Source organism: Microbacterium caowuchunii (assembly GCF_008727755.1).
GTDB lineage: Bacteria > Actinomycetota > Actinomycetes > Actinomycetales > Microbacteriaceae > Microbacterium > Microbacterium caowuchunii.
The window spans coordinates 1,524,905-1,542,031 of the sequence record NZ_CP044231.1 but is presented as its reverse complement, the minus strand read 5'-3'; the positions used below and the strand labels follow the sequence as shown (position 1 = coordinate 1,542,031).

Below are 17,127 nucleotides of genomic sequence, written 5' to 3'. Positions count from 1 at the left end.
TGCCTATCCGCTCAAACCCGTTCTTCCTCGCCACCGGTCACCAGAGCACCGATCCGTTCCACGGCTTCGGTCAGGACCTCCGGCGAACAGGCGAGGTTGAAGCGGACGTGTCCGGCACCCCCCTCACCGAATGCCGGACCGTAATGGAGCGCGACGCGTGCGTCCCGGAGGATACGCGCCGACGGGTTGGGGCCCCATCCGAGCGCGGACAGATCCACCCACGCCAGGTATCCGACCGGCGGGATGCGGTACCGGGCGCCTGGGACGTGCCGGGCGAGGAGGTCCGCGAGCAGACGCGCGTTCTCATCGATCGCCGCGATCAGGCTGTCCAGCCACGCGTCACTCTCCGGGGCGAACGCCGCCACCGCGGCCATCGCGCCGAAGCTCCCGGTCCGCCATTCGACCTCCTCCGGCATCCCCCGGAGCAGGTCCGAGGTCGGGCCGTCGGCCGCAACCATCACGGCGCACTTCAGACCGGCGAGGTTGAAGGCCTTGCTCGCCGATGTCACCGTGAAACCCACCCGGGCGGCCACGTCGGAGGCCGCCAGGAACGGCGTGAACCCGGCGTCCTTCCTGGCGAGCGGGGCGTGGATCTCATCGCTGACGACGGTCGCGCCGAACCCGGCCGCGATGTCGGCCAGGGCCGCGAGGCTCTCGCGGGAGTGCGCGGTGCCCGTGGGATTGTGCGGATTGCACAGCAGGATGGCGCGCGCTCCCCCGGCGAACGCCGCCTCGATGCCGAGGAGGTCCAGCTCCCAGCCGTCCCCACGTTCGCGCAGCGGGACCCGCTCGACCTCCGCGCCGGCCTCCGCCACACAGTCGTAGAACGGCGGATAGACCGGCGGCGTGACCACGACGCGGTCGCCGGGCGAGACCACCCGGCGGAGGATCTCGACGTTCCCCATGGACACGTCCGCCGTCGTCCGCATCCGTGCCGGGTCCGGGGACCAGCCGAACCGCCGTTCGGCGAACGCGGCGTAGGCCTCGCGCACGCCGGAGTCCCCGGAGGTGTACCCGGTGTCCCCGAGCGCCACCGCACGTTCGAGCGTGCGGATGATCGCCGGTGCGAGCGGGAAATCGGTCTCCGCGACGAAGAGCGGGAGGACGTCGTCCGGATACGTGCGCCACTTCGCACTCGTGCGCTGGCGCAGCTGATCCAGGGGCAGGGCTCGGAGCGGTTCGGTGGTCATCCGTCGAGGTTAGCGTCCGTCCGGGAAGACAGGAGCGCCGCCGCCCGGGAGGGGGCGGCGGCGGTCCGGAAGGTCTAGATCTAGATCGCGAAGCCGAGTGCGCGCATCATGTCGCGCCCGTCGTCCGTGATCCGCTCGGGGCCCCACGGCGGCATCCAGACCCAGTTGATCCGGAAGCGGTCGACGACGGCATCGAGCGCCTGTGCGGTCTGCTCCTCGAGCACGTCCGTCAGCGGGCAGCCTGCAGAGGTGAGGGTCATGTGGATGACGAGCGCGTCGTTCTCGTCGTCCCACGCGAGGTCGTAGATGAGTCCCAGGTCGACGACATTGATCCCGAGCTCCGGGTCCATGACGTCCTTGAGAGCCTCGGTGACCTCGTCGTACTTCTCGGGTGTGAGCGTCGCGGTCATGACGCGAGTCTACGCGTCCGCGTCGGCGACGGGCTCGAGGAAACGATCGTAGCCCTCGCTCTCGAGCCGGTCGGCGAGCTCGGGCCCGCCTTCCTCCGCGACCCGTCCGTTCACGAGCACGTGCACGTGGTCCGGCTTGATGTACTTGAGGATGCGCGTGTAGTGCGTGATCAGCAGGACGCCGAGACCGGTCTCCTCCTTGGCGCGGTTCACGCCTTCGGACACGATCTTGAGCGCATCGACGTCGAGTCCGGAGTCCGTCTCGTCGAGTACCGCGATGCGGGGCTTCAGCAGCTCGAGCTGGAGGATCTCATGACGCTTCTTCTCTCCGCCGGAGAAGCCCTCGTTGACGTTGCGCGCGGCGAACTTGGAGTCCATCCGGAGGTTCTTCATCGCCGACTTGACGTCCTTCGTCCACGTGCGGATGGGGGGCGCCTCGCCGTCGATCGCGGTCTTCGCGGTACGGAGGAAGTTGGTGACCGTCACGCCGGGGATCTCGACCGGGTACTGCATCGCGAGGAACAGGCCCGCGCGGGCCCGCTCGTCGACCGTCATGGCGAGCACGTCCTCGCCGTCGAAGGTGATCGACCCCTGGGTGACGGTGTACTTCGGGTGGCCGGCGATCGTGTAGGCCAGGGTCGACTTGCCGGAGCCGTTGGGCCCCATGATGGCGTGGGTCTCACCGGTACGGATCGTGAGGGTCACGCCGTTGAGGATGGGGGTGGTTCCCTCATCCGTCTCCACCGTCACGTGCAGGTCACGGATCTCGAGAACAGACATTGAGACTTCCTTCTTCAATTGACGGCTTTGGTCACGGACGGGTCGATGAGCACATCGTCGCCCTCGATCGTGACCTCGAAAACGGGAACCGGCTCATAGGCCGGCAGGTTCAGGGGCTGCCCGGTGCGCAACGAGAAGGCGGAGCCGTGGGCCCAGCACTCCAGCGTCTCCCCTTCGACGAAACCGTCGGAGAGGGAGATGTCACCGTGTGTGCAGACGTCGCCGATCGCGTGGACCTCGCCGTTTCCGTCGAGCACGACGGCGATGGCGACGCCGTCCACCTCGACGCGACGGGCGGTGTCCTGCTCGAGCTCACTGAGAGCACAGACGCGGGTCGCGGTCATCGCGCGGCCACCTCCGCCAGCTCGGCGTGGATGCGCTCGACGAGCGACGCCTCGAGCTCCGGGAAACCGATCTTCTGGACGATCTCCATGAGGAAACCGAGCACGACCATCCGGCGTGCTTCCTCCTCCTCGATCCCGCGCGCCTGCAGGTAGAACAGCTGCTCATCGTCGAAGCGTCCGGTGGCGCTCGCGTGGCCTGCGCCCCGGATGTCGCCGGTCTCGATCTCGAGGTTCGGGATGGAGTCGGCGCGTGCGCCGTCCGTGAGGACGAGGTTCCGGTTGGCCTCGTACGAGTCCGTGCCGACCGCGTCGGGCCCGATGAGCACGTCACCGATCCACACGGAGCGGGCGGTGTCGCCCTGGAGCGCGCCCTTGTAGAGGACGTCCCCGACCGTGTGCTCGCCCTTGTGGAAGAGGTACACCTGGCTCTCGAGGTGCTGGCCCGCATCCGCGAAGGACAGTCCGTAGAGCTCACCGCGCGAACCCGCGCCGGCGAGTTCGACGCTCGGGTTGACCCGCACGAGACCCCCGCCGAAGCTGATGACGATGTGGCGCAGCGTGGCGTCGCGCTCCACGCGCGCCTGGTGCGCAGCGAGGTGGACCGCCTCGTCGTCCCATTCCTGGGCGCTGATGACGGTGAGCGACGCACCGTCGCGCACGATGATCTCGACGTTCTGCGCGAACTGCGCGGCCCCGGCGTGACGCAGGATCACGGTGGCGCGCGAGTTGGCACCCGCCTCGATCACCATCTGCGAATGCGCCCGTCCTCCGGCACCGCGGAGGTCGACGAAGGTCGGCTCGTCGAACTCGGCGCCGGCCGGCACGGCGAGGTACAGCGCTTCGACGGAACGGTTCCACGCGATCGCGGCGGTCACGTCCTCGGGGACGAACACCTCACCGCGGGGCGCCTCGCCGATCCGCAGGCCGGCTGCTGCGAGCGGGCCGGACACGGAGATGCCCACCGCGCCCTCGTCGCCTGCGACGTCCTCCAGGAGGGCACGCGCCCGGTCGAGGGGCGTGTGCTTCCAGTTGACCTCACGGCCGGTCGGGGCGCCGAAATCGGCGGGGTCGTACGAGCGCGGGCGCTCGGAACGGGTCTGCACCGGGACGAACGCCGCGGCAGGGTCAGTGTGGCCCTTCGCGGATTCCGCGGGGGCCTGTGTAGCCGAGCTCATCAGCCGACGGATCCTTCCATGCCCATCTCGATGAGCTTGTTCAATTCGAGTGCGTACTCCATGGGCAGCTCACGGGCGATCGGCTCGATGAAGCCGCGCACGATCATGGCCATGGCCTCGTCTTCGGCGAGCCCGCGGCTCATCAGGTAGAAGAGCTGCTCCTCGCTCACCTTGGAGACGGTGGCCTCGTGGCCGAGCTGCACATCGTCGACGCGGATGTCGATCGACGGGTAGGTGTCGGAGCGGGAGATGGTGTCGACCAGCAGCGCGTCGCAACGCACCGTGTTCGCCGAGTGGTGCGCGTTCGCGTCCACCCTGACCTCGCCCCGGTAACCGGCGCGACCACCGCCGCGCGCGATCGACTTCGAGACGATCGACGACTGCGTGTAGGGCGCCATGTGCACCATCTTCGCTCCGGCGTCCTGGTGCTGTCCGGGACCGGCGAAGGCGACCGAGAGCGTCTCGCCCTTGGCGTGCTCGCCCATGAGGTAGATCGACGGGTACTTCATCGTCACCTTGGAGCCGATGTTGCCGTCGACCCACTCCATCGTCGCGCCCTCGTGTGCCACCGCACGCTTGGTGACGAGGTTGTAGACGTTGTTCGACCAGTTCTGGATGGTCGTGTACCGCACGCGGGCGTTCTTCTTGACGATGATCTCGACGACCGCGGAGTGCAGGGAATCGCTCTTGTAGATCGGAGCGGTGCACCCTTCGATGTAGTGCACGTAGGAGCCCTCGTCCGCGATGATCAGCGTGCGCTCGAACTGGCCCATGTTCTCCGTGTTGATACGGAAGTAGGCCTGCAGGGGGATCTCGACGTGCACACCCTTGGGCACGTACACGAACGATCCGCCCGACCACACGGCGGTGTTCAGCGCCGCGAACTTGTTGTCGCCGGCGGGGATGACGGTGCCGAAGTACTCCTGGAAGAACTCGGGGTGCTCGCGCAGCGCGGTGTCGGTGTCCATGAAGATGACGCCCTGCTGCTCCAGATCCTCCTGGATCTGGTGGTAGACGACCTCGGACTCGTACTGTGCGGCGACGCCGGAGACGAGGCGCGAGCGCTCTGCCTCGGGGATGCCGAGCCTCTCGTACGTGTTCCGGATGTCCTCGGGGAGGTCCTCCCACGACTGGGCCTGCTTCTCCGTCGAGCGCACGAAGTACTTGATGTTCTCGAAATCGATGTCGCTCAGGTCCGCACCCCAGGTGGGCATGGGCTTGCGCCCGAAGAGCTGATAGCCCTTGAGCCGCGTCTTCAGCATCCATTCCGGTTCCGCCTTGAGGGCGGAGATGTCGCGGACGACCGCTTCCGAGATGCCGCGCGTGGCGCTGGCGCCCGCCGCATCCGGGTCGTGCCATCCGAATTCGTAGACACCGAGGCTCGCAAGCTCGGGCCGGTCAATCAGCACATCCGACATGGTGTGTCACTCTCCTCTTAGGACCCAACGGTGTCATCCGTCCCGGCATTCCTCATCCCCGTGGGAGTTCGCGAGGGGGAATGCCGCTTCCGGCCCGATTAGAAGGCGCAGGCGTGCACCTAAACTGTCAGGGGGACCACGTGCATGCGCATGCGGCTTCCCGACCCCTCGATTCTACAGGTTCCGCCTCCCCCGCGGGGGGCGTGCCGCGGGCCGCGCCACCCACACGCGGCCCTCTCCCAGGAGGCGCACCCATGGCTGCCGACACGCAGACCACCACCCGACCGCCCAGCACCGGAGGCTTGCGCGGATGGCTGCCGGACCGGGTCGACACCCGCATCCGGGTGTTCGCGTGGTTGTCCTTCGTCGCCGAGGTGCTGATCATCGCCACGGGCGGGGCGGTCCGTCTGACCGGTTCCGGCCTCGGCTGCCCCACCTGGCCGACGTGTACCCCCGAGTCGCTCGTGAACACCCCGGAGATGGGCATCCACGGGATCATCGAGTTCGGCAACCGAACCCTCACCGGCCTCGTCGGGATCCTCGCCCTCATCGTGCTCGTCCTGGTGTGGCGGCTGCGGCGCGAACGGCGCGACCTGTTCCGTCTCGCCCTCGTCGTCCTGATCGGGGTCGCGGCACAGGCGCTCGTCGGCGGCGTGACCGTGCTGACGGGGCTCAACCCCTTCATCGTCGGATTCCACTACGTCGCCTCGCTCGCCCTCGTCTGCGTCTGCGCCGCGTTCCTCGTCCGGATGAACTCCGCTCCCGGCGCCCGGGTGCGGGCCGTTCCGCGCTGGTACGCGCTCCTCACGCACATCACCACGCCGGTCCTGGCCCTGACCATCGCGTTCGGCGTGCTCACCACCGGCGCCGGCCCGCACTCAGGCGACGCCGACGCCGGACGCAACGGATTCAACGCCGAGGTGCTCGAGCACGTGCACGCATGGCCCGGATACGCCCTCTTCGCGCTCACCCTGGTGCTCACCTTCGCCGCGTGGGCGCAGCGCCTGCCGGTCCGCACCTGGGTGACGGCGCTCCTCGGCGTGGAGATCGTGCAGATCCTGGTCGGGCTCTACCAGGCTCGCAACGGACTCCCCGAGCTCGCGGTCGGCACGCACATGGTGCTCGCCGCGCTCACCGCCGCGGCCATGACGGTCGTCGTACTGAAGCTCAAGACCACGGCATCCACAGCAGACGCATAGGTTCCGCACGGGCGCTGTCGGGGTGCTCCGGGCAGGGTGGGCGGATGCTGCGGCAACCGTTGTCGCGCTCCCGAGGAGTCATCCCATGAATTCACGCCCCCGCTTGTTCGTCAGCATCCCGTACTGGGCTCTCGTCGTCGGGTCGGCTGCCAGCCTCGCCTTCGGCGTCTGGCTGACGGTCGACAAGATCGAGGTGATGTCGGCCGGGCTCCTGGACGGGACGGCGACCGGCGTCGAGGTGTACGGCGGTCAGTCGTGGGCCGTCTTCGCGGCGGCCTTCGTCGGCGCCGGCCTCGTCGGCTTCGTCGCCGCACTGGCCCTCGCGGCCGCGCGCTCGCTGGTCGCACCGGCACAGCCCGCCCCCGGCACCACGGCAGCCTCTTCGTCCTACGCCGCAGCGCCCACGTCCGTCGCCCCGCCGGCACAGTACGAGGCCGCCCCGGTCGCGCAGTACGAGGATGCCGACGTGGAGACGCCGTCCCACGCCGCACCGCCTGCTGCCGCCGCGTCGTCCGCCACCGCCTCGGCGGCCACGGACGATCGGGCCGGCGGAGCAGACCAGCGCCCCGACCTCACCCGCTGACCGGATGAGGGGATCCGCCGTGATCGGGACCGCGTACGCGCTGTCGTCCCGACCGCGGCGGATCCGCTGTTCTCAGGAACGGATCAGAACGGCAGGAGCGGGTCGACCGCGATCGCGACGAACAGCAGCGTCAGGTAGGTGATCGATGCGTGGAAGACGCGCATCGGCCGCGGCTCGGTGCCGCGCACGGCCCGGTTGTACAGCCGGTGCGACTCGTAGATGAACCAGCCGCCGAAGACCACGGCGGATGCGGTGTACACCAGGCCCATCGGGCCGACCGGGATCAGCAGCAGCGAGCACGCCACCGTCGCCCACGCGTAGAGGATGACCTGAAGACCCACCTGGGAACCCGAACGGGTCGCCCCGAGCATGGGCACGTCCACCTCGTCGTACTGGTTCTTGTACTTCATCGACAGCGGCCAGTAGTGCGGGGGCGTCCAGAGGAAGACGAGGACGAAGAGGATCGCGGCCGACCAGGACAGCGATCCGGTCACGGCGGACCAGCCGATGACGACCGGGAAGCAGCCGGCGATGCCGCCCCACACGATGTTCTGCTCGGTGCGGCGCTTGAGCAGCATCGTGTAGACCACGACGTAGAAGAAGATCGCGGCGACCGAGAGACCGGCCGTGAGCGGGTTGGTGGTGATCAGCAGCCAGACGGTGGATCCGACGGCCAGCACCCAGGCGAAGATGAGTGCGCCGCGGGGGGTGACCTCACCCGTGACGAGCGGCCGGTCCTCGGTGCGCTGCATGTGCGCATCCATGTCCCGGTCCAGGTACATGTTGAACGTCGCAGCCGAACCCGCGCTCATCGAGCCGCCGATGACGGTCGCCAACACCAGCCAGAGGTTCGGGAACCCACCCTGGGCGAGGATCATGACCGGAACGGTCGTGACCAGCAAGAGCTCGAGCACCCGCGGCTTGGTCAGCGTGATGTAGGCGCGGATCTTGCGCCCGAGGGTCGGACGTACGCCGGATGCCTCGAGTGCCGCACTCGTCGTGATGTCCATCTACCCCTCAATCGCCCCGCGGGAAGGTCCCTCCAGTCTATGCTGAAACCACACGCGCGCCTGCGCCCGCCCCCTCCGCGATGCCGTGGTGCAGGGGCTGGAGCATGAGCTGCGCATCCCCTCATTCTGGAAAGGCGGTCCCGTGGCGGATTTGCGTTGGGACGATATCGATGAGCGCGCCGTGGACACGGCCCGGATTCTCGCGGCGGACGCCGTGGAGAAGGTGGGCAACGGCCACCCCGGCACCGCGATGAGCCTCGCACCGGCTGCGTACCTGCTCTATCAGCACGTCATGCGTCATGACCCCGCTGATCCGCAGTGGCTGGGCCGCGACCGCTTCATCCTCTCCGCCGGACACTCCTCGCTCACGCAGTACGTGCAGCTGTACCTCGGTGGTTTCGGCCTCGAGCTCGAGGACCTGAAGGCCCTGCGCACCTGGGGCTCCCTCACGCCGGGTCACCCCGAGTACGGGCACACCAAGGGCGTGGAGATCACCACCGGCCCGCTGGGCCAGGGCCTCGCGTCCTCCGTGGGCTTCGCCTACGCCGCCCGCTACGAGCGCGGCCTGTTCGACCCCGAGGCGCCCGCCGGCACCTCTCCGTTCGACCACCACATCTACGTCATCGCCTCCGACGGCGACCTGGAGGAGGGCGTCACGAGCGAGGCGTCGTCGCTCGCCGGGCACCAGCAGCTCGGGAACCTCGTGGTGATCTACGACGCCAACCAGATCTCGATCGAGGACGACACCAACGTGGCGTTCACCGAGGACGTCGCCAAGCGTTACGACGCCTATGGATGGCACGTGCAGACGGTGGACTGGAAGAAGTCCGGCGAGTACGTCGAGGACGTCGCCGAGCTCTACGCCGCCATCGAGGCGGCCAAGGGCGAGACGGACAAGCCGTCCATCATCATCCTCAAGACGATCATCGGATGGCCCTCGCCCGGCAAGCAGAACACCGGCAAGATCCACGGATCCGCCCTCGGTGCGGACGAGCTGGCCGCGACGAAGAAGGTCCTCGGGTTCGACCCGGAGCAGACCTTCGAGGTCGCCGAGGACGTCATCGCGCACACCCGCTCGCTGGTCCAGCGCGGTGAGGCGGCCAAGGCGCAGTGGCAGAGCTCCTACGACGCATGGGCGGAGGCGAACCCGGAGCGCAAGGCACTCCTGGAGCGTCTGCTCGCCGGTGAGCTCCCCGCCGGCATCGAGAAGGCCCTCCCGGTCTTCGCCGGCGGCAAGGACGTCTCCACGCGCGCCGCATCCGGACTGGTCATCAACGCCCTCGCCGCCGAGCTCCCCGAGCTCTGGGGCGGATCGGCGGACCTCGCAGAGTCGAACCTGACGACCATCAAGGACGCCAAGTCCTTCATCCCCGAGGAGTGGTCGACCAACGAGTGGAGCGGTTCGCCCTACGGGCGGGTGCTGCACTTCGGCATCCGTGAGCACGCCATGGGCTCGATCCTCAACGGCATCAAGCTCCACGGGCCGACGCGCCCGTTCGGTGGCACCTTCCTCATCTTCAGCGACTACATGCGCCCGCCCGTGCGCCTGGCAGCCCTCATGAACATCCCGACGATCTTCGTCTGGACGCACGACTCGGTCGCGCTCGGTGAGGACGGCCCCACGCACCAGCCGATCGAGCAGATCGCGACGCTGCGCGCCATCCCGAACTTCGCGCTGGTACGCCCGGCGGACGCGAACGAGACCGCCGTCGTGTGGCTCGAGATGCTCCGTCGCAACGCGGGACCTGCCGGCATCGCGCTGACCCGTCAGAACATCCCCGTGTTCGAGCGCGGCCAGGGCGCCGCAGCCGAGGACGAGTTCGCCTCGGCCGACCTGGCCACACGCGGCGCCTACGTGCTCGCCGAGGCCAAGGGCGGCACGCCGGACGTGATCCTCATCGCCACCGGTTCCGAGGTGCAGCTTGCGGTCGCCGCACGCGAGACCCTGGCCGCCGAGGGCGTCAACGCCCGCGTGGTGTCCGCCCCGTCCCTGGAGTGGTTCGCCGAGCAGGACGAGGCCTACCGCGAGTCGGTGCTGCCGGCATCCGTCACGGCTCGCGTGTCCGTCGAGGCGGGCATCGCGCTCCCCTGGCGCGGCATCGTCGGCGACAAGGGCCGTTCCGTGTCGATCGAGCACTTCGGCGCCTCCGCCGACTACAAGACCCTCTTCCAGAAGTTCGGCATCACCGCCGAAGCCGTCGTCGCCGCGGCACGCGAGACGATCAAGGAGAACAACGCATGAGCACCCCCACCGAGCAGCTCTCCGCTGCGGGCGTCAGCATCTGGCTCGACGACCTCTCCCGCGAGCGCATCACGACCGGCAACCTCGCCGCACTGATCGCGGACCGGAACATCTCGGGCGTCACCACCAACCCCACGATCTTCGCGGGCGCCCTCTCGAAGGGCGAGGCCTACGCCGAGCAGGTCGCGAGCCTCGCCGCAGCCGGCGCGAGCGTCGACACCGCGATCTTCGAGATCACGACGGATGACGTCCAGGCAGCCTCCGACATCTTCCGCCCCGTGTTCGACGCCACCCACGGCGTCGACGGCCGCGTGTCGATCGAGGTCTCCCCCGATCTTGCGCACGACACCGCCGCGACGGTGGCGCAGGCCAAGGAGCTGTGGGCCAAGGTCGACCGCCCGAACGCGCTCATCAAGATCCCCGCGACCAAGGCCGGCCTGCCCGCCATCACCGAGGTCATCGCGGCGGGCATCTCGGTCAACGTGACGCTCATCTTCAGCCTCGAGCGCTACGCGGCGGTCATCGACGCGTACCTCAGCGGGATCGAACGGGCGCGCGCCGCGGGCCACGACATCTCCACGATCCAGTCGGTGGCGTCCTTCTTCGTCTCCCGCGTGGACACGGAGGTCGACAAGCGACTCAAGGCCATCGGGACGGATGCCGCGAAGGACCTGCTCTCGAAGGCCGGCATCGCCAACGCCCGGCTCGCCTACGAGCTCTTCGAGCGCGAGTTCGCGACCGACCGCGCCCGGACCCTCCTCGAGGCCGGTGCCAACGTGCAGCGTCCGCTCTGGGCCTCGACCGGTGTCAAGGACCCGGCGCTGCCGGACACGCTGTACGTGACCGAGCTGGTCGCCGCGGGCACGGTAAACACCATGCCGGAGAAGACGCTCGAGGCCACCTTCGACCACGGCGAGATCGCCGGGGACACCGTCACCGGCAACTACGGTTCGGCGCACGAGGTCTTCGACCGCCTCGCCGCCGCCGGCGTCGACTTCGACGACGTCACCCAGGTGCTGGAGGACGAGGGCGTCGAGAAGTTCATCGTCTCCTGGCATGAGCTGCAGGACACCGTCGCGGAGGCGCTGAAGGCCTCCCGATGAGTGTCGACATCCGACTCACCGGGCACGTCCGCGAGGTCGTCGAGGAGACCCTTCCCGGTCTCGTCGACAGCCTCGTGGCCTCCGGCATCACCGCGGGCGACGCGGACCTGTGGGGCCCCGCGGCCGCGCCCGAGGCCGGGCAGCGGCTCGGCTGGGTGCAGGCCGTCTCGGTCTCACGGCCCCTCGTGCCGGAGATCGAGACGCTGCGCGACGTTCTCCGTGCGGACGGCGTCACGCGGATCGTGCTCGCCGGGATGGGCGGTTCGTCGCTCGCCCCGGAGGTGATCGCCGGCACGTCGGGCGTTCCGCTCGTCATCCTCGATTCGACGGCGCCCGAGCAGGTGCTGGCCGCGATCGACGGCGACACCACGGACGCACTCGCCCGCACCGCACTCGTGGTGTCGTCGAAGTCCGGATCGACCATCGAGACGGACTCGGCCAAGCGTGCCTTCGAAGCGGCGTTCCGCGATATCGGCATCGATCCCGCCACCCGCATCGTCGTGGTGACCGATCCGGGGTCCCCGCTGGAGGAGTCCGCGCGCGCCGACGGCTACACCGTCTTCACGGCGGACCCGACCGTCGGAGGTCGCTATTCCGCGCTCACCGCCTTCGGGCTGGTTCCCACGGGCCTCGCCGGAGTGGATCTGAACGAGCTGCTCGACGAGGCGGAGGCCACCCTCCTCGAGGTGGCGATCGACGACGTGCGCAATCCCGCCCTCGTGCTGGCCGCGGCCATCGCCGGCGGGTCGCCGCGCCGGGACAAGCTGGGTCTCGTCTCGGACGGCACCCACATGGTGGGTCTGCCGGACTGGATCGAGCAGCTCGTCGCCGAGTCGACCGGCAAGGACGGCACCGGCATCCTCCCGGTCGTCCTGCTCCCTGTCTCGCCGGAGGTCGACACCGTCCCCGAGGACCTGCAGATCGTGCGATTCGTCGACGACGTGCACCACGACCACCTCTTCGAACAGCACCACGGCGAGGTGCTGGTCAGCGGCTCGCTCGGCGCGCAGTTCGTGGTCTGGGAGTACGCCACCGCGATCGCCGGACGGATGCTGGGGATCAACCCCTTCGACCAGCCGGACGTGGAGTCGGCGAAGACCGCGACCCGCGCCCTGCTGGACGCACGTCCGGAGCCCGCGCCCGCCGCGTTCGTCGAGGACGGGGTCGAGGTCCGGGTCTCGGATCCGGGACTCGCCGCCTCCGGGACCGTCGCCGGGGTGCTCGACGCCCTCTGGGCCCGGGTCCCCGCCGACGGCTACGTGTCCATCCAGGCGTACGTCGATCGCATCGGCCTGGAGCACCTGCAGGGTCTGCGCGAGCTCGTCGCCGCCGACTCCGGGCGCCCCACCACGTTCGGATGGGGCCCGCGGTTCCTGCATTCCACCGGCCAGTACCACAAGGGTGGTCCGGCCAACGGCGTCTTCCTGCAGATCCTGCAGCGCACCGACGTCGACGTGGAGATCCCCGGACGACCGTTCACGTTCGGCGAGCTGATCGAGGCGCAGGCCGCCGGCGACGCGAGCGTCCTCTCCCAGCACGGACGGCCCGTGGTGACGCTCACGCTCACCGACGCGCAGGCCGACGTGCTCCCCCTTTTCGAAGCCGCCCAATAGGAGATCTACCAACCGATGACTGCCGAGATCTCGCGAGAGCACAATCCGCTCCGCGATCCCGACGACCGGCGCCTCAACCGCATTGCGGGACCGAGCGCGCTGGTCATCTTCGGGGTGACGGGCGACCTGTCCCGCAAGAAACTCATGCCCGCCGTGTACGACCTGGCCAACCGAGGACTACTTCCCCCGGGCTTCGGCCTGGTCGGCTTCGCCCGACGGGAATGGGAGGACGAGGACTTCGCCCGCGTCGTGTACGACGCCGTGAAGGAGCACTCCCGCACGGAGTTCCGTGAGGAGACCTGGGAGCAACTGCTGCAGGGCATCCGATTCGTCCAGGGCGAGTTCGACGACCTCGAGGCGTTCCAGCGACTGCGCGAGACCGTGGAACTGCTGGATGTGGAACGCGGCACGATGGGCAACCACGCCTACTACCTGTCGATCCCGCCGAAGGACTTCCCGATCGTCGCCCAGCAGCTGAAGGCTTCCGGGCTGGTCGACGACACCGCCGATTCGCCGGACCGGTGGCGTCGCGTGGTGATCGAGAAGCCGTTCGGGCACGACCTCCAGTCGGCGCGCGAGCTCAACGACTCCCTCCGCGCCGCGTTCCCGGCGGACTCGATCTTCCGGATCGACCACTACCTGGGCAAGGAGACCGTCCAGAACATCCTGGCGCTGCGTTTCGCGAACGAGCTGTACGAGCCCATCTGGAACCGCAACTACGTCGACCACGTGCAGATCACGATGGCCGAGGACATCGGCGTCGGCGGTCGTGCCGGCTACTACGACGGCATCGGCGCAGCCCGCGACGTGATCCAGAACCACCTGCTCCAGCTCCTGGCACTGACCGCGATGGAGGAGCCCATCAGCTTCGACGCGACGCAGCTGCGCGCGGAGAAGGAGAAGGTGCTGGCGGCGGTCACCCTGCCGGAGGACCTGGCCCTCGCCACGGCCCGTGGGCAGTACGGCGGCGGCTGGCAGGGCGGTGAGCAGGTGCGCGGCTTCCTCGAGGAGGACGGCATGGCTCCGGCGTCCACCACCGAGACGTACGCGGCGGTCAAACTCGAGATCAACACGCGCCGCTGGGCGGACGTGCCGTTCTACCTGCGCACCGGCAAGCGATTGGGACGCCGCGTCACCGAGATCGCGGTCGTCTTCAAGCGCTCCCCCGACCACCTGTTCGGTCGCACCCAGACCTCGGGCCTCGGGCAGAACGCCCTCGTCATCCGGGTCCAGCCCGACGAGGGGGTCACCATCCGGTTCGGTTCGAAGGTCCCCGGCATCGACACCCAGGTGCGCGACGTCACGATGGACTTCGGGTACGGCCACGCCTTCACCGAGGCGAGCCCCGAAGCGTACGAGCGCCTCATCCTGGACGTGCTGCTGGGCGACCCGCCGCTTTTCCCGCGGCACGAGGAGGTCGAGCTCAGCTGGAAGATCCTCGACCCGATCGAGAAGTTCTGGGAGGCGCAGGGCGGTCCGCTCGAGCAGTACTCCCCCGGTTCATGGGGACCGCGCTCCGCTGACGAGCTGCTGGCCCGTGATGGACGCACCTGGAGGCGCCCGTGATCGTCGATCTGCCCGACACCACTGTCAGCAAGATCTCCAAAGCACTCGTCAACGTCCGCGAGGAGGGTGGAGCGGTCGCCCTCGGGCGCGTGCTGACCCTCGTGATCGCGACGCGGCGAGGGATCGAGGAGGAGGCCATCGAGGCGGCCAATGACGCCTCGCGCGAGCACCCCATGCGGGTCATCGTGCTCATGGCCGGCCCGCTCGACGACCCGCCCAGGCTGGACGCGCAGATCCGCGTCGGCGGGGACGCGGGCGCCAGCGAGGTCGTGCTGCTGCAGGCCCACGGCGCCGCGGGCTCCAATGCGGAGAGCCTCGTGACCGGACTGCTCCTGCCGGACGCACCCGTGGTGGTCTGGTGGCCGGAGGACACCCCCGATGTGCCGTCCCGTTCCGCCCTCGGCCGGATCGCCCAGCGGCGGATCACGGATGCGGCGACGCAGGACGACCCGCACCAGTGGGTCCGGGACCTCGGGGGCCACTACGCCCCCGGTGACACCGATCTGGCCTGGACGCGTCTGACCCGCTGGCGGGAGCAGCTCGCGGCGGTGCTCGACCAGCCGCCGTACGAGCCGGTCACCGCTGCGGAGGTCTTCGGCGGCGAGGACTCCCCCTCGACCCCGCTCCTGGCGGCCTGGCTCGCACTGCAGCTCGGGATCGACGTCACCTGGCGTTACCTCGACGCGGACGAGTGGGAGCACGGGATCAAGTCCGTGCGTCTCACCCGCGCGGGCGGCGACATCCTGCTCGAGCGGCCCAGCCCGGCGACCGCCATCCTGACCCAGCCGGGTCAGCCGAGCCACGAGCTCGCCTTCCCGCGACGGTCGCTGCGGGAGTGCCTCGCGGAGGAACTCCGGCGGCTGGACCCCGATCTGCTGTACGGTCGGGTGGTTACCGACGGGTGCGCACTCGTCGAGTCCCCCTCGCCGAAGGACGCACCATGACCGACAGCACCGTCGAGAAGCAGGTCGTCGTCCGTCCGGACCCCGACCGCCTCTCCGCCGCCGTCGCGCGGCGGCTGCTCAGCCGGATCGCCAAGCGGGTCGCAGAGGGCAAGAACGCCCACGTCTCGCTCACCGGAGGATCCATGGGCGGCCGGGTGCTCAGCGCCGTGGCAGCGGATCCGCGCACAGCGGAGATCGACTGGTCGCTCGTGCACTTCTGGTGGAGCGACGAGCGGTTCGTGCCGCGCGGTTCCGCCGAGCGCAACGACACGGATGCGTACGCGGCCCTGCTCGACCACATCGACATCCCGGCCGGGAACATCCACACGATGGCCGGCAGCACGGATGGCCTGGACCTGGATGCGGCGGCAGCGGCATACGCGGATGAGCTCGCCCGCTTCGCCGATCCCGCCGTCGGGGCCTGGCCGTCGTTCGACGTCTGCTTCCTGGGCGTGGGACCGGATGCGCACATCGCGTCGCTGTTCCCCGACCGCCAGGAGATCACGGTGACCGACCGTGCGACCCTGCCGGTGCGCGAGTCGCCGAAGCCCCCGCCGGAGCGCATCACCATGACGCGCCCGGTCATCAACTCCTCCAAGCGGGTGTGGCTCGTCCTCGCCGGCGCGGACAAGGCGTCTGCGCTCGGCCTCGCCCTCGCGGGAGCCAGCTATCAGAGCGTGCCCGCGGCCGGCGCGAAGGGCCGCAAGCGCACGGTCTTCTTCGTCGACGAGGCCGCGGCGGGCAAAGTCCCGCCCGAGCTCATCGACAGCACCTACTGACGCCGCGCACGCCGCGGCCCGCCCGACACCGAGCGGCGCACACGAGTAAGGGGCGGATGCATCAGCATCCGCCCCTTACTCGTGTCATGTCGTCAGACGCCGCCGCGACGCTCCCGGAGCTTCTCGAGAGCCTCGTCCAGGAGCTGGACGGCCTCCTCGTCGGTGCGCCGCTCCTTGACGTACGCGAGGTGCGTCTTGTAGGGCTCGCTCTTGGCCAAAGCCGGAGGGTTCTCCTTGTCGCGTCCGGCCGGCAGGCCCGAGTGCGGGGAGTCGATCGTCTCCGGGATCTCCTCCTCGGCGATGCCTGCGGCGAAGTACCGCACAGTCTCGTTGCCCATCGCGTCCCAGTAGGACACGGCGACGCGGTCGGCGTGATAGCCGTGATCCTGCTCGCCCATGGGTCCCGCACCGACGCGGGTGCCACGAATCGCGTTGCCACCAGTAGCCATGAGGTCACACCAATCCGGAGAACTTGGTCACGAGGCCGAGGGCCACGATCGAGATGAACCAGATCAGCGCGAGAACCACGGTGAACCGGTTGAGATTGCGCTCCGCGAGGCCCGAGGAACCGAGGGAGGAGCTCATGCCGCCGCCGAACATGTCGGACAGGCCCCCGCCGCGACCTTTGTGCAGCAGGATGAGCAGGGTCAGCAGGAGGCTCGTGATGCCGAGGAGCACCTGGAGCACGAACTCGAGGATCTGCACTGTGGTCGTACCTTTCCCGGCGACCCGTCGGATCGCACAAGGATCAAGTATAGCCAGCCGGACGAA

Annotated in this window: 17 protein-coding genes; 8 read left to right on the top strand and 9 right to left on the bottom strand. The window is 69.1% G+C overall.

Annotated features, from left to right (window positions below; genetic code table 11):
* Positions 1–11: 11 nt before the first annotated feature.
* The 6 genes from F6J84_RS07330 to sufB all read right to left on the bottom strand — a co-directional run bounded on the left by F6J84_RS07330 (position 12) and on the right by sufB (position 5,317).
* A complete protein-coding gene (locus F6J84_RS07330) occupies positions 12–1,190 on the bottom strand; it encodes a MalY/PatB family protein (RefSeq protein WP_150972616.1) in 1,179 nt (392 codons plus the stop codon).
* A gap of 80 nt (positions 1,191–1,270) precedes the next feature.
* Positions 1,271–1,600 carry a metal-sulfur cluster assembly factor gene (locus F6J84_RS07325; protein WP_150972614.1) on the bottom strand — a complete coding sequence of 110 codons (330 nt, stop codon included), beginning with the start codon at positions 1,598–1,600 and terminating at the stop codon, positions 1,271–1,273.
* Between the two features lie 9 nt (positions 1,601–1,609).
* Positions 1,610–2,380 carry a Fe-S cluster assembly ATPase SufC gene (gene sufC / locus F6J84_RS07320; RefSeq protein ID WP_150972612.1) on the bottom strand — a complete coding sequence of 257 codons (771 nt, stop codon included), beginning with the start codon at positions 2,378–2,380 and terminating at the stop codon, positions 1,610–1,612.
* A 14-nt stretch (positions 2,381–2,394) separates the two neighbouring features.
* Positions 2,395–2,724, bottom strand: a complete 330-nt coding sequence (locus tag F6J84_RS07315; RefSeq protein ID WP_150972610.1) for a non-heme iron oxygenase ferredoxin subunit — start codon at positions 2,722–2,724, stop codon at positions 2,395–2,397.
* Positions 2,721–3,899: a Fe-S cluster assembly protein SufD gene (gene sufD, locus F6J84_RS07310; protein ID WP_150972607.1), complete on the bottom strand. Its 1,179-nt coding sequence runs from the start codon at positions 3,897–3,899 to the stop codon at positions 2,721–2,723. Before sufD ends, F6J84_RS07315 begins: the two co-directional genes overlap by 4 nt.
* Entirely contained in the window at positions 3,899–5,317 is a 1,419-nt protein-coding gene (sufB, locus tag F6J84_RS07305; RefSeq protein WP_150972605.1) for a Fe-S cluster assembly protein SufB, read from the bottom strand. The genes sufD and sufB overlap by 1 nt, the downstream gene beginning before the upstream one ends.
* A 254-nt stretch (positions 5,318–5,571) precedes the next feature.
* On the opposite strand from sufB, the gene F6J84_RS07300 reads away from it, so the two are divergent.
* A complete protein-coding gene (locus F6J84_RS07300; protein WP_150972603.1) occupies positions 5,572–6,516 on the top strand; it encodes a COX15/CtaA family protein in 945 nt (314 codons plus the stop codon).
* An 85-nt stretch (positions 6,517–6,601) separates the two neighbouring features.
* On the top strand, positions 6,602–7,099 hold the full coding sequence (locus tag F6J84_RS07295) for a hypothetical protein (RefSeq protein WP_150972602.1): 498 nt from the start codon (positions 6,602–6,604) through the stop codon (positions 7,097–7,099).
* Between the two features lie 83 nt (positions 7,100–7,182).
* Here the strand turns inward: F6J84_RS07295 and F6J84_RS07290 are convergent, their stop codons facing one another.
* The gene (locus F6J84_RS07290) at positions 7,183–8,109 is read right to left on the bottom strand and encodes a heme o synthase (protein ID WP_150972600.1); all 927 of its coding nucleotides are present in this window, start codon (positions 8,107–8,109) and stop codon (positions 7,183–7,185) included.
* A 142-nt stretch (positions 8,110–8,251) separates the two neighbouring features.
* On the opposite strand from F6J84_RS07290, the gene tkt reads away from it, so the two are divergent.
* The 6 genes from tkt to pgl are packed head-to-tail and all read left to right on the top strand — an operon-like array spanning position 8,252 to position 16,356.
* Positions 8,252–10,351 (top strand): transketolase, encoded by a 2,100-nt coding sequence (gene tkt, locus F6J84_RS07285; protein WP_150972598.1) that lies wholly within the window; start codon positions 8,252–8,254, stop codon positions 10,349–10,351.
* Complete coding sequence (gene tal, locus F6J84_RS07280) at positions 10,348–11,454, top strand: transaldolase (protein WP_150972596.1); 1,107 nt, start codon at positions 10,348–10,350, stop codon at positions 11,452–11,454. Before tkt ends, tal begins: the two co-directional genes overlap by 4 nt.
* Positions 11,451–13,067: a glucose-6-phosphate isomerase gene (locus tag F6J84_RS07275; protein ID WP_150972595.1), complete on the top strand. Its 1,617-nt coding sequence runs from the start codon at positions 11,451–11,453 to the stop codon at positions 13,065–13,067. Before tal ends, F6J84_RS07275 begins: the two co-directional genes overlap by 4 nt.
* 15 nt (positions 13,068–13,082) lie before the next feature.
* On the top strand, positions 13,083–14,633 hold the full coding sequence (gene zwf, locus F6J84_RS07270; RefSeq protein ID WP_150892425.1) for a glucose-6-phosphate dehydrogenase: 1,551 nt from the start codon (positions 13,083–13,085) through the stop codon (positions 14,631–14,633).
* Positions 14,630–15,577: a glucose-6-phosphate dehydrogenase assembly protein OpcA gene (locus tag F6J84_RS07265; protein WP_150972593.1), complete on the top strand. Its 948-nt coding sequence runs from the start codon at positions 14,630–14,632 to the stop codon at positions 15,575–15,577. The genes zwf and F6J84_RS07265 overlap by 4 nt, the downstream gene beginning before the upstream one ends.
* Entirely contained in the window at positions 15,574–16,356 is a 783-nt protein-coding gene (pgl, locus tag F6J84_RS07260) for a 6-phosphogluconolactonase (RefSeq protein ID WP_150972591.1), read from the top strand. Before F6J84_RS07265 ends, pgl begins: the two co-directional genes overlap by 4 nt.
* A gap of 92 nt (positions 16,357–16,448) precedes the next feature.
* Here the strand turns inward: pgl and F6J84_RS07255 are convergent, their stop codons facing one another.
* Together F6J84_RS07255 and secG are read right to left on the bottom strand one after the other, a co-directional pair.
* The gene (locus F6J84_RS07255) at positions 16,449–16,805 is read right to left on the bottom strand and encodes an RNA polymerase-binding protein RbpA (RefSeq protein ID WP_150972589.1); all 357 of its coding nucleotides are present in this window, start codon (positions 16,803–16,805) and stop codon (positions 16,449–16,451) included.
* Positions 16,806–16,809: 4 nt separating this feature from the next.
* Positions 16,810–17,061: a preprotein translocase subunit SecG gene (gene secG / locus F6J84_RS07250; protein ID WP_150972587.1), complete on the bottom strand. Its 252-nt coding sequence runs from the start codon at positions 17,059–17,061 to the stop codon at positions 16,810–16,812.
* Positions 17,062–17,127: the final 66 nt, after the last annotated feature.

Bases quoted from the DNA above. Each gene is read 5' to 3' on its own strand.
- F6J84_RS07290 (WP_150972600.1), bottom strand. From the start codon at position 8,109: ATGGACATCACGACGAGTGCGGCACTCGAGGCATCCGGCGTACGTCCG.
- zwf (WP_150892425.1), top strand. From the start codon at position 13,083: ATGACTGCCGAGATCTCGCGAGAGCACAATCCGCTCCGCGATCCCGAC.
- F6J84_RS07295 (WP_150972602.1), top strand. From the start codon at position 6,602: ATGAATTCACGCCCCCGCTTGTTCGTCAGCATCCCGTACTGGGCTCTC.
- tal (WP_150972596.1), top strand. From the start codon at position 10,348: ATGAGCACCCCCACCGAGCAGCTCTCCGCTGCGGGCGTCAGCATCTGG.
- sufC (WP_150972612.1), bottom strand. From the start codon at position 2,380: ATGTCTGTTCTCGAGATCCGTGACCTGCACGTGACGGTGGAGACGGAT.
- sufD (WP_150972607.1), bottom strand. From the start codon at position 3,899: ATGAGCTCGGCTACACAGGCCCCCGCGGAATCCGCGAAGGGCCACACT.
- F6J84_RS07255 (WP_150972589.1), bottom strand. From the start codon at position 16,805: ATGGCTACTGGTGGCAACGCGATTCGTGGCACCCGCGTCGGTGCGGGA.
- F6J84_RS07315 (WP_150972610.1), bottom strand. From the start codon at position 2,724: ATGACCGCGACCCGCGTCTGTGCTCTCAGTGAGCTCGAGCAGGACACC.
- F6J84_RS07330 (WP_150972616.1), bottom strand. From the start codon at position 1,190: ATGACCACCGAACCGCTCCGAGCCCTGCCCCTGGATCAGCTGCGCCAG.
- sufB (WP_150972605.1), bottom strand. From the start codon at position 5,317: ATGTCGGATGTGCTGATTGACCGGCCCGAGCTTGCGAGCCTCGGTGTC.
- F6J84_RS07325 (WP_150972614.1), bottom strand. From the start codon at position 1,600: ATGACCGCGACGCTCACACCCGAGAAGTACGACGAGGTCACCGAGGCT.
- F6J84_RS07275 (WP_150972595.1), top strand. From the start codon at position 11,451: ATGAGTGTCGACATCCGACTCACCGGGCACGTCCGCGAGGTCGTCGAG.
- F6J84_RS07300 (WP_150972603.1), top strand. From the start codon at position 5,572: ATGGCTGCCGACACGCAGACCACCACCCGACCGCCCAGCACCGGAGGC.
- pgl (WP_150972591.1), top strand. From the start codon at position 15,574: ATGACCGACAGCACCGTCGAGAAGCAGGTCGTCGTCCGTCCGGACCCC.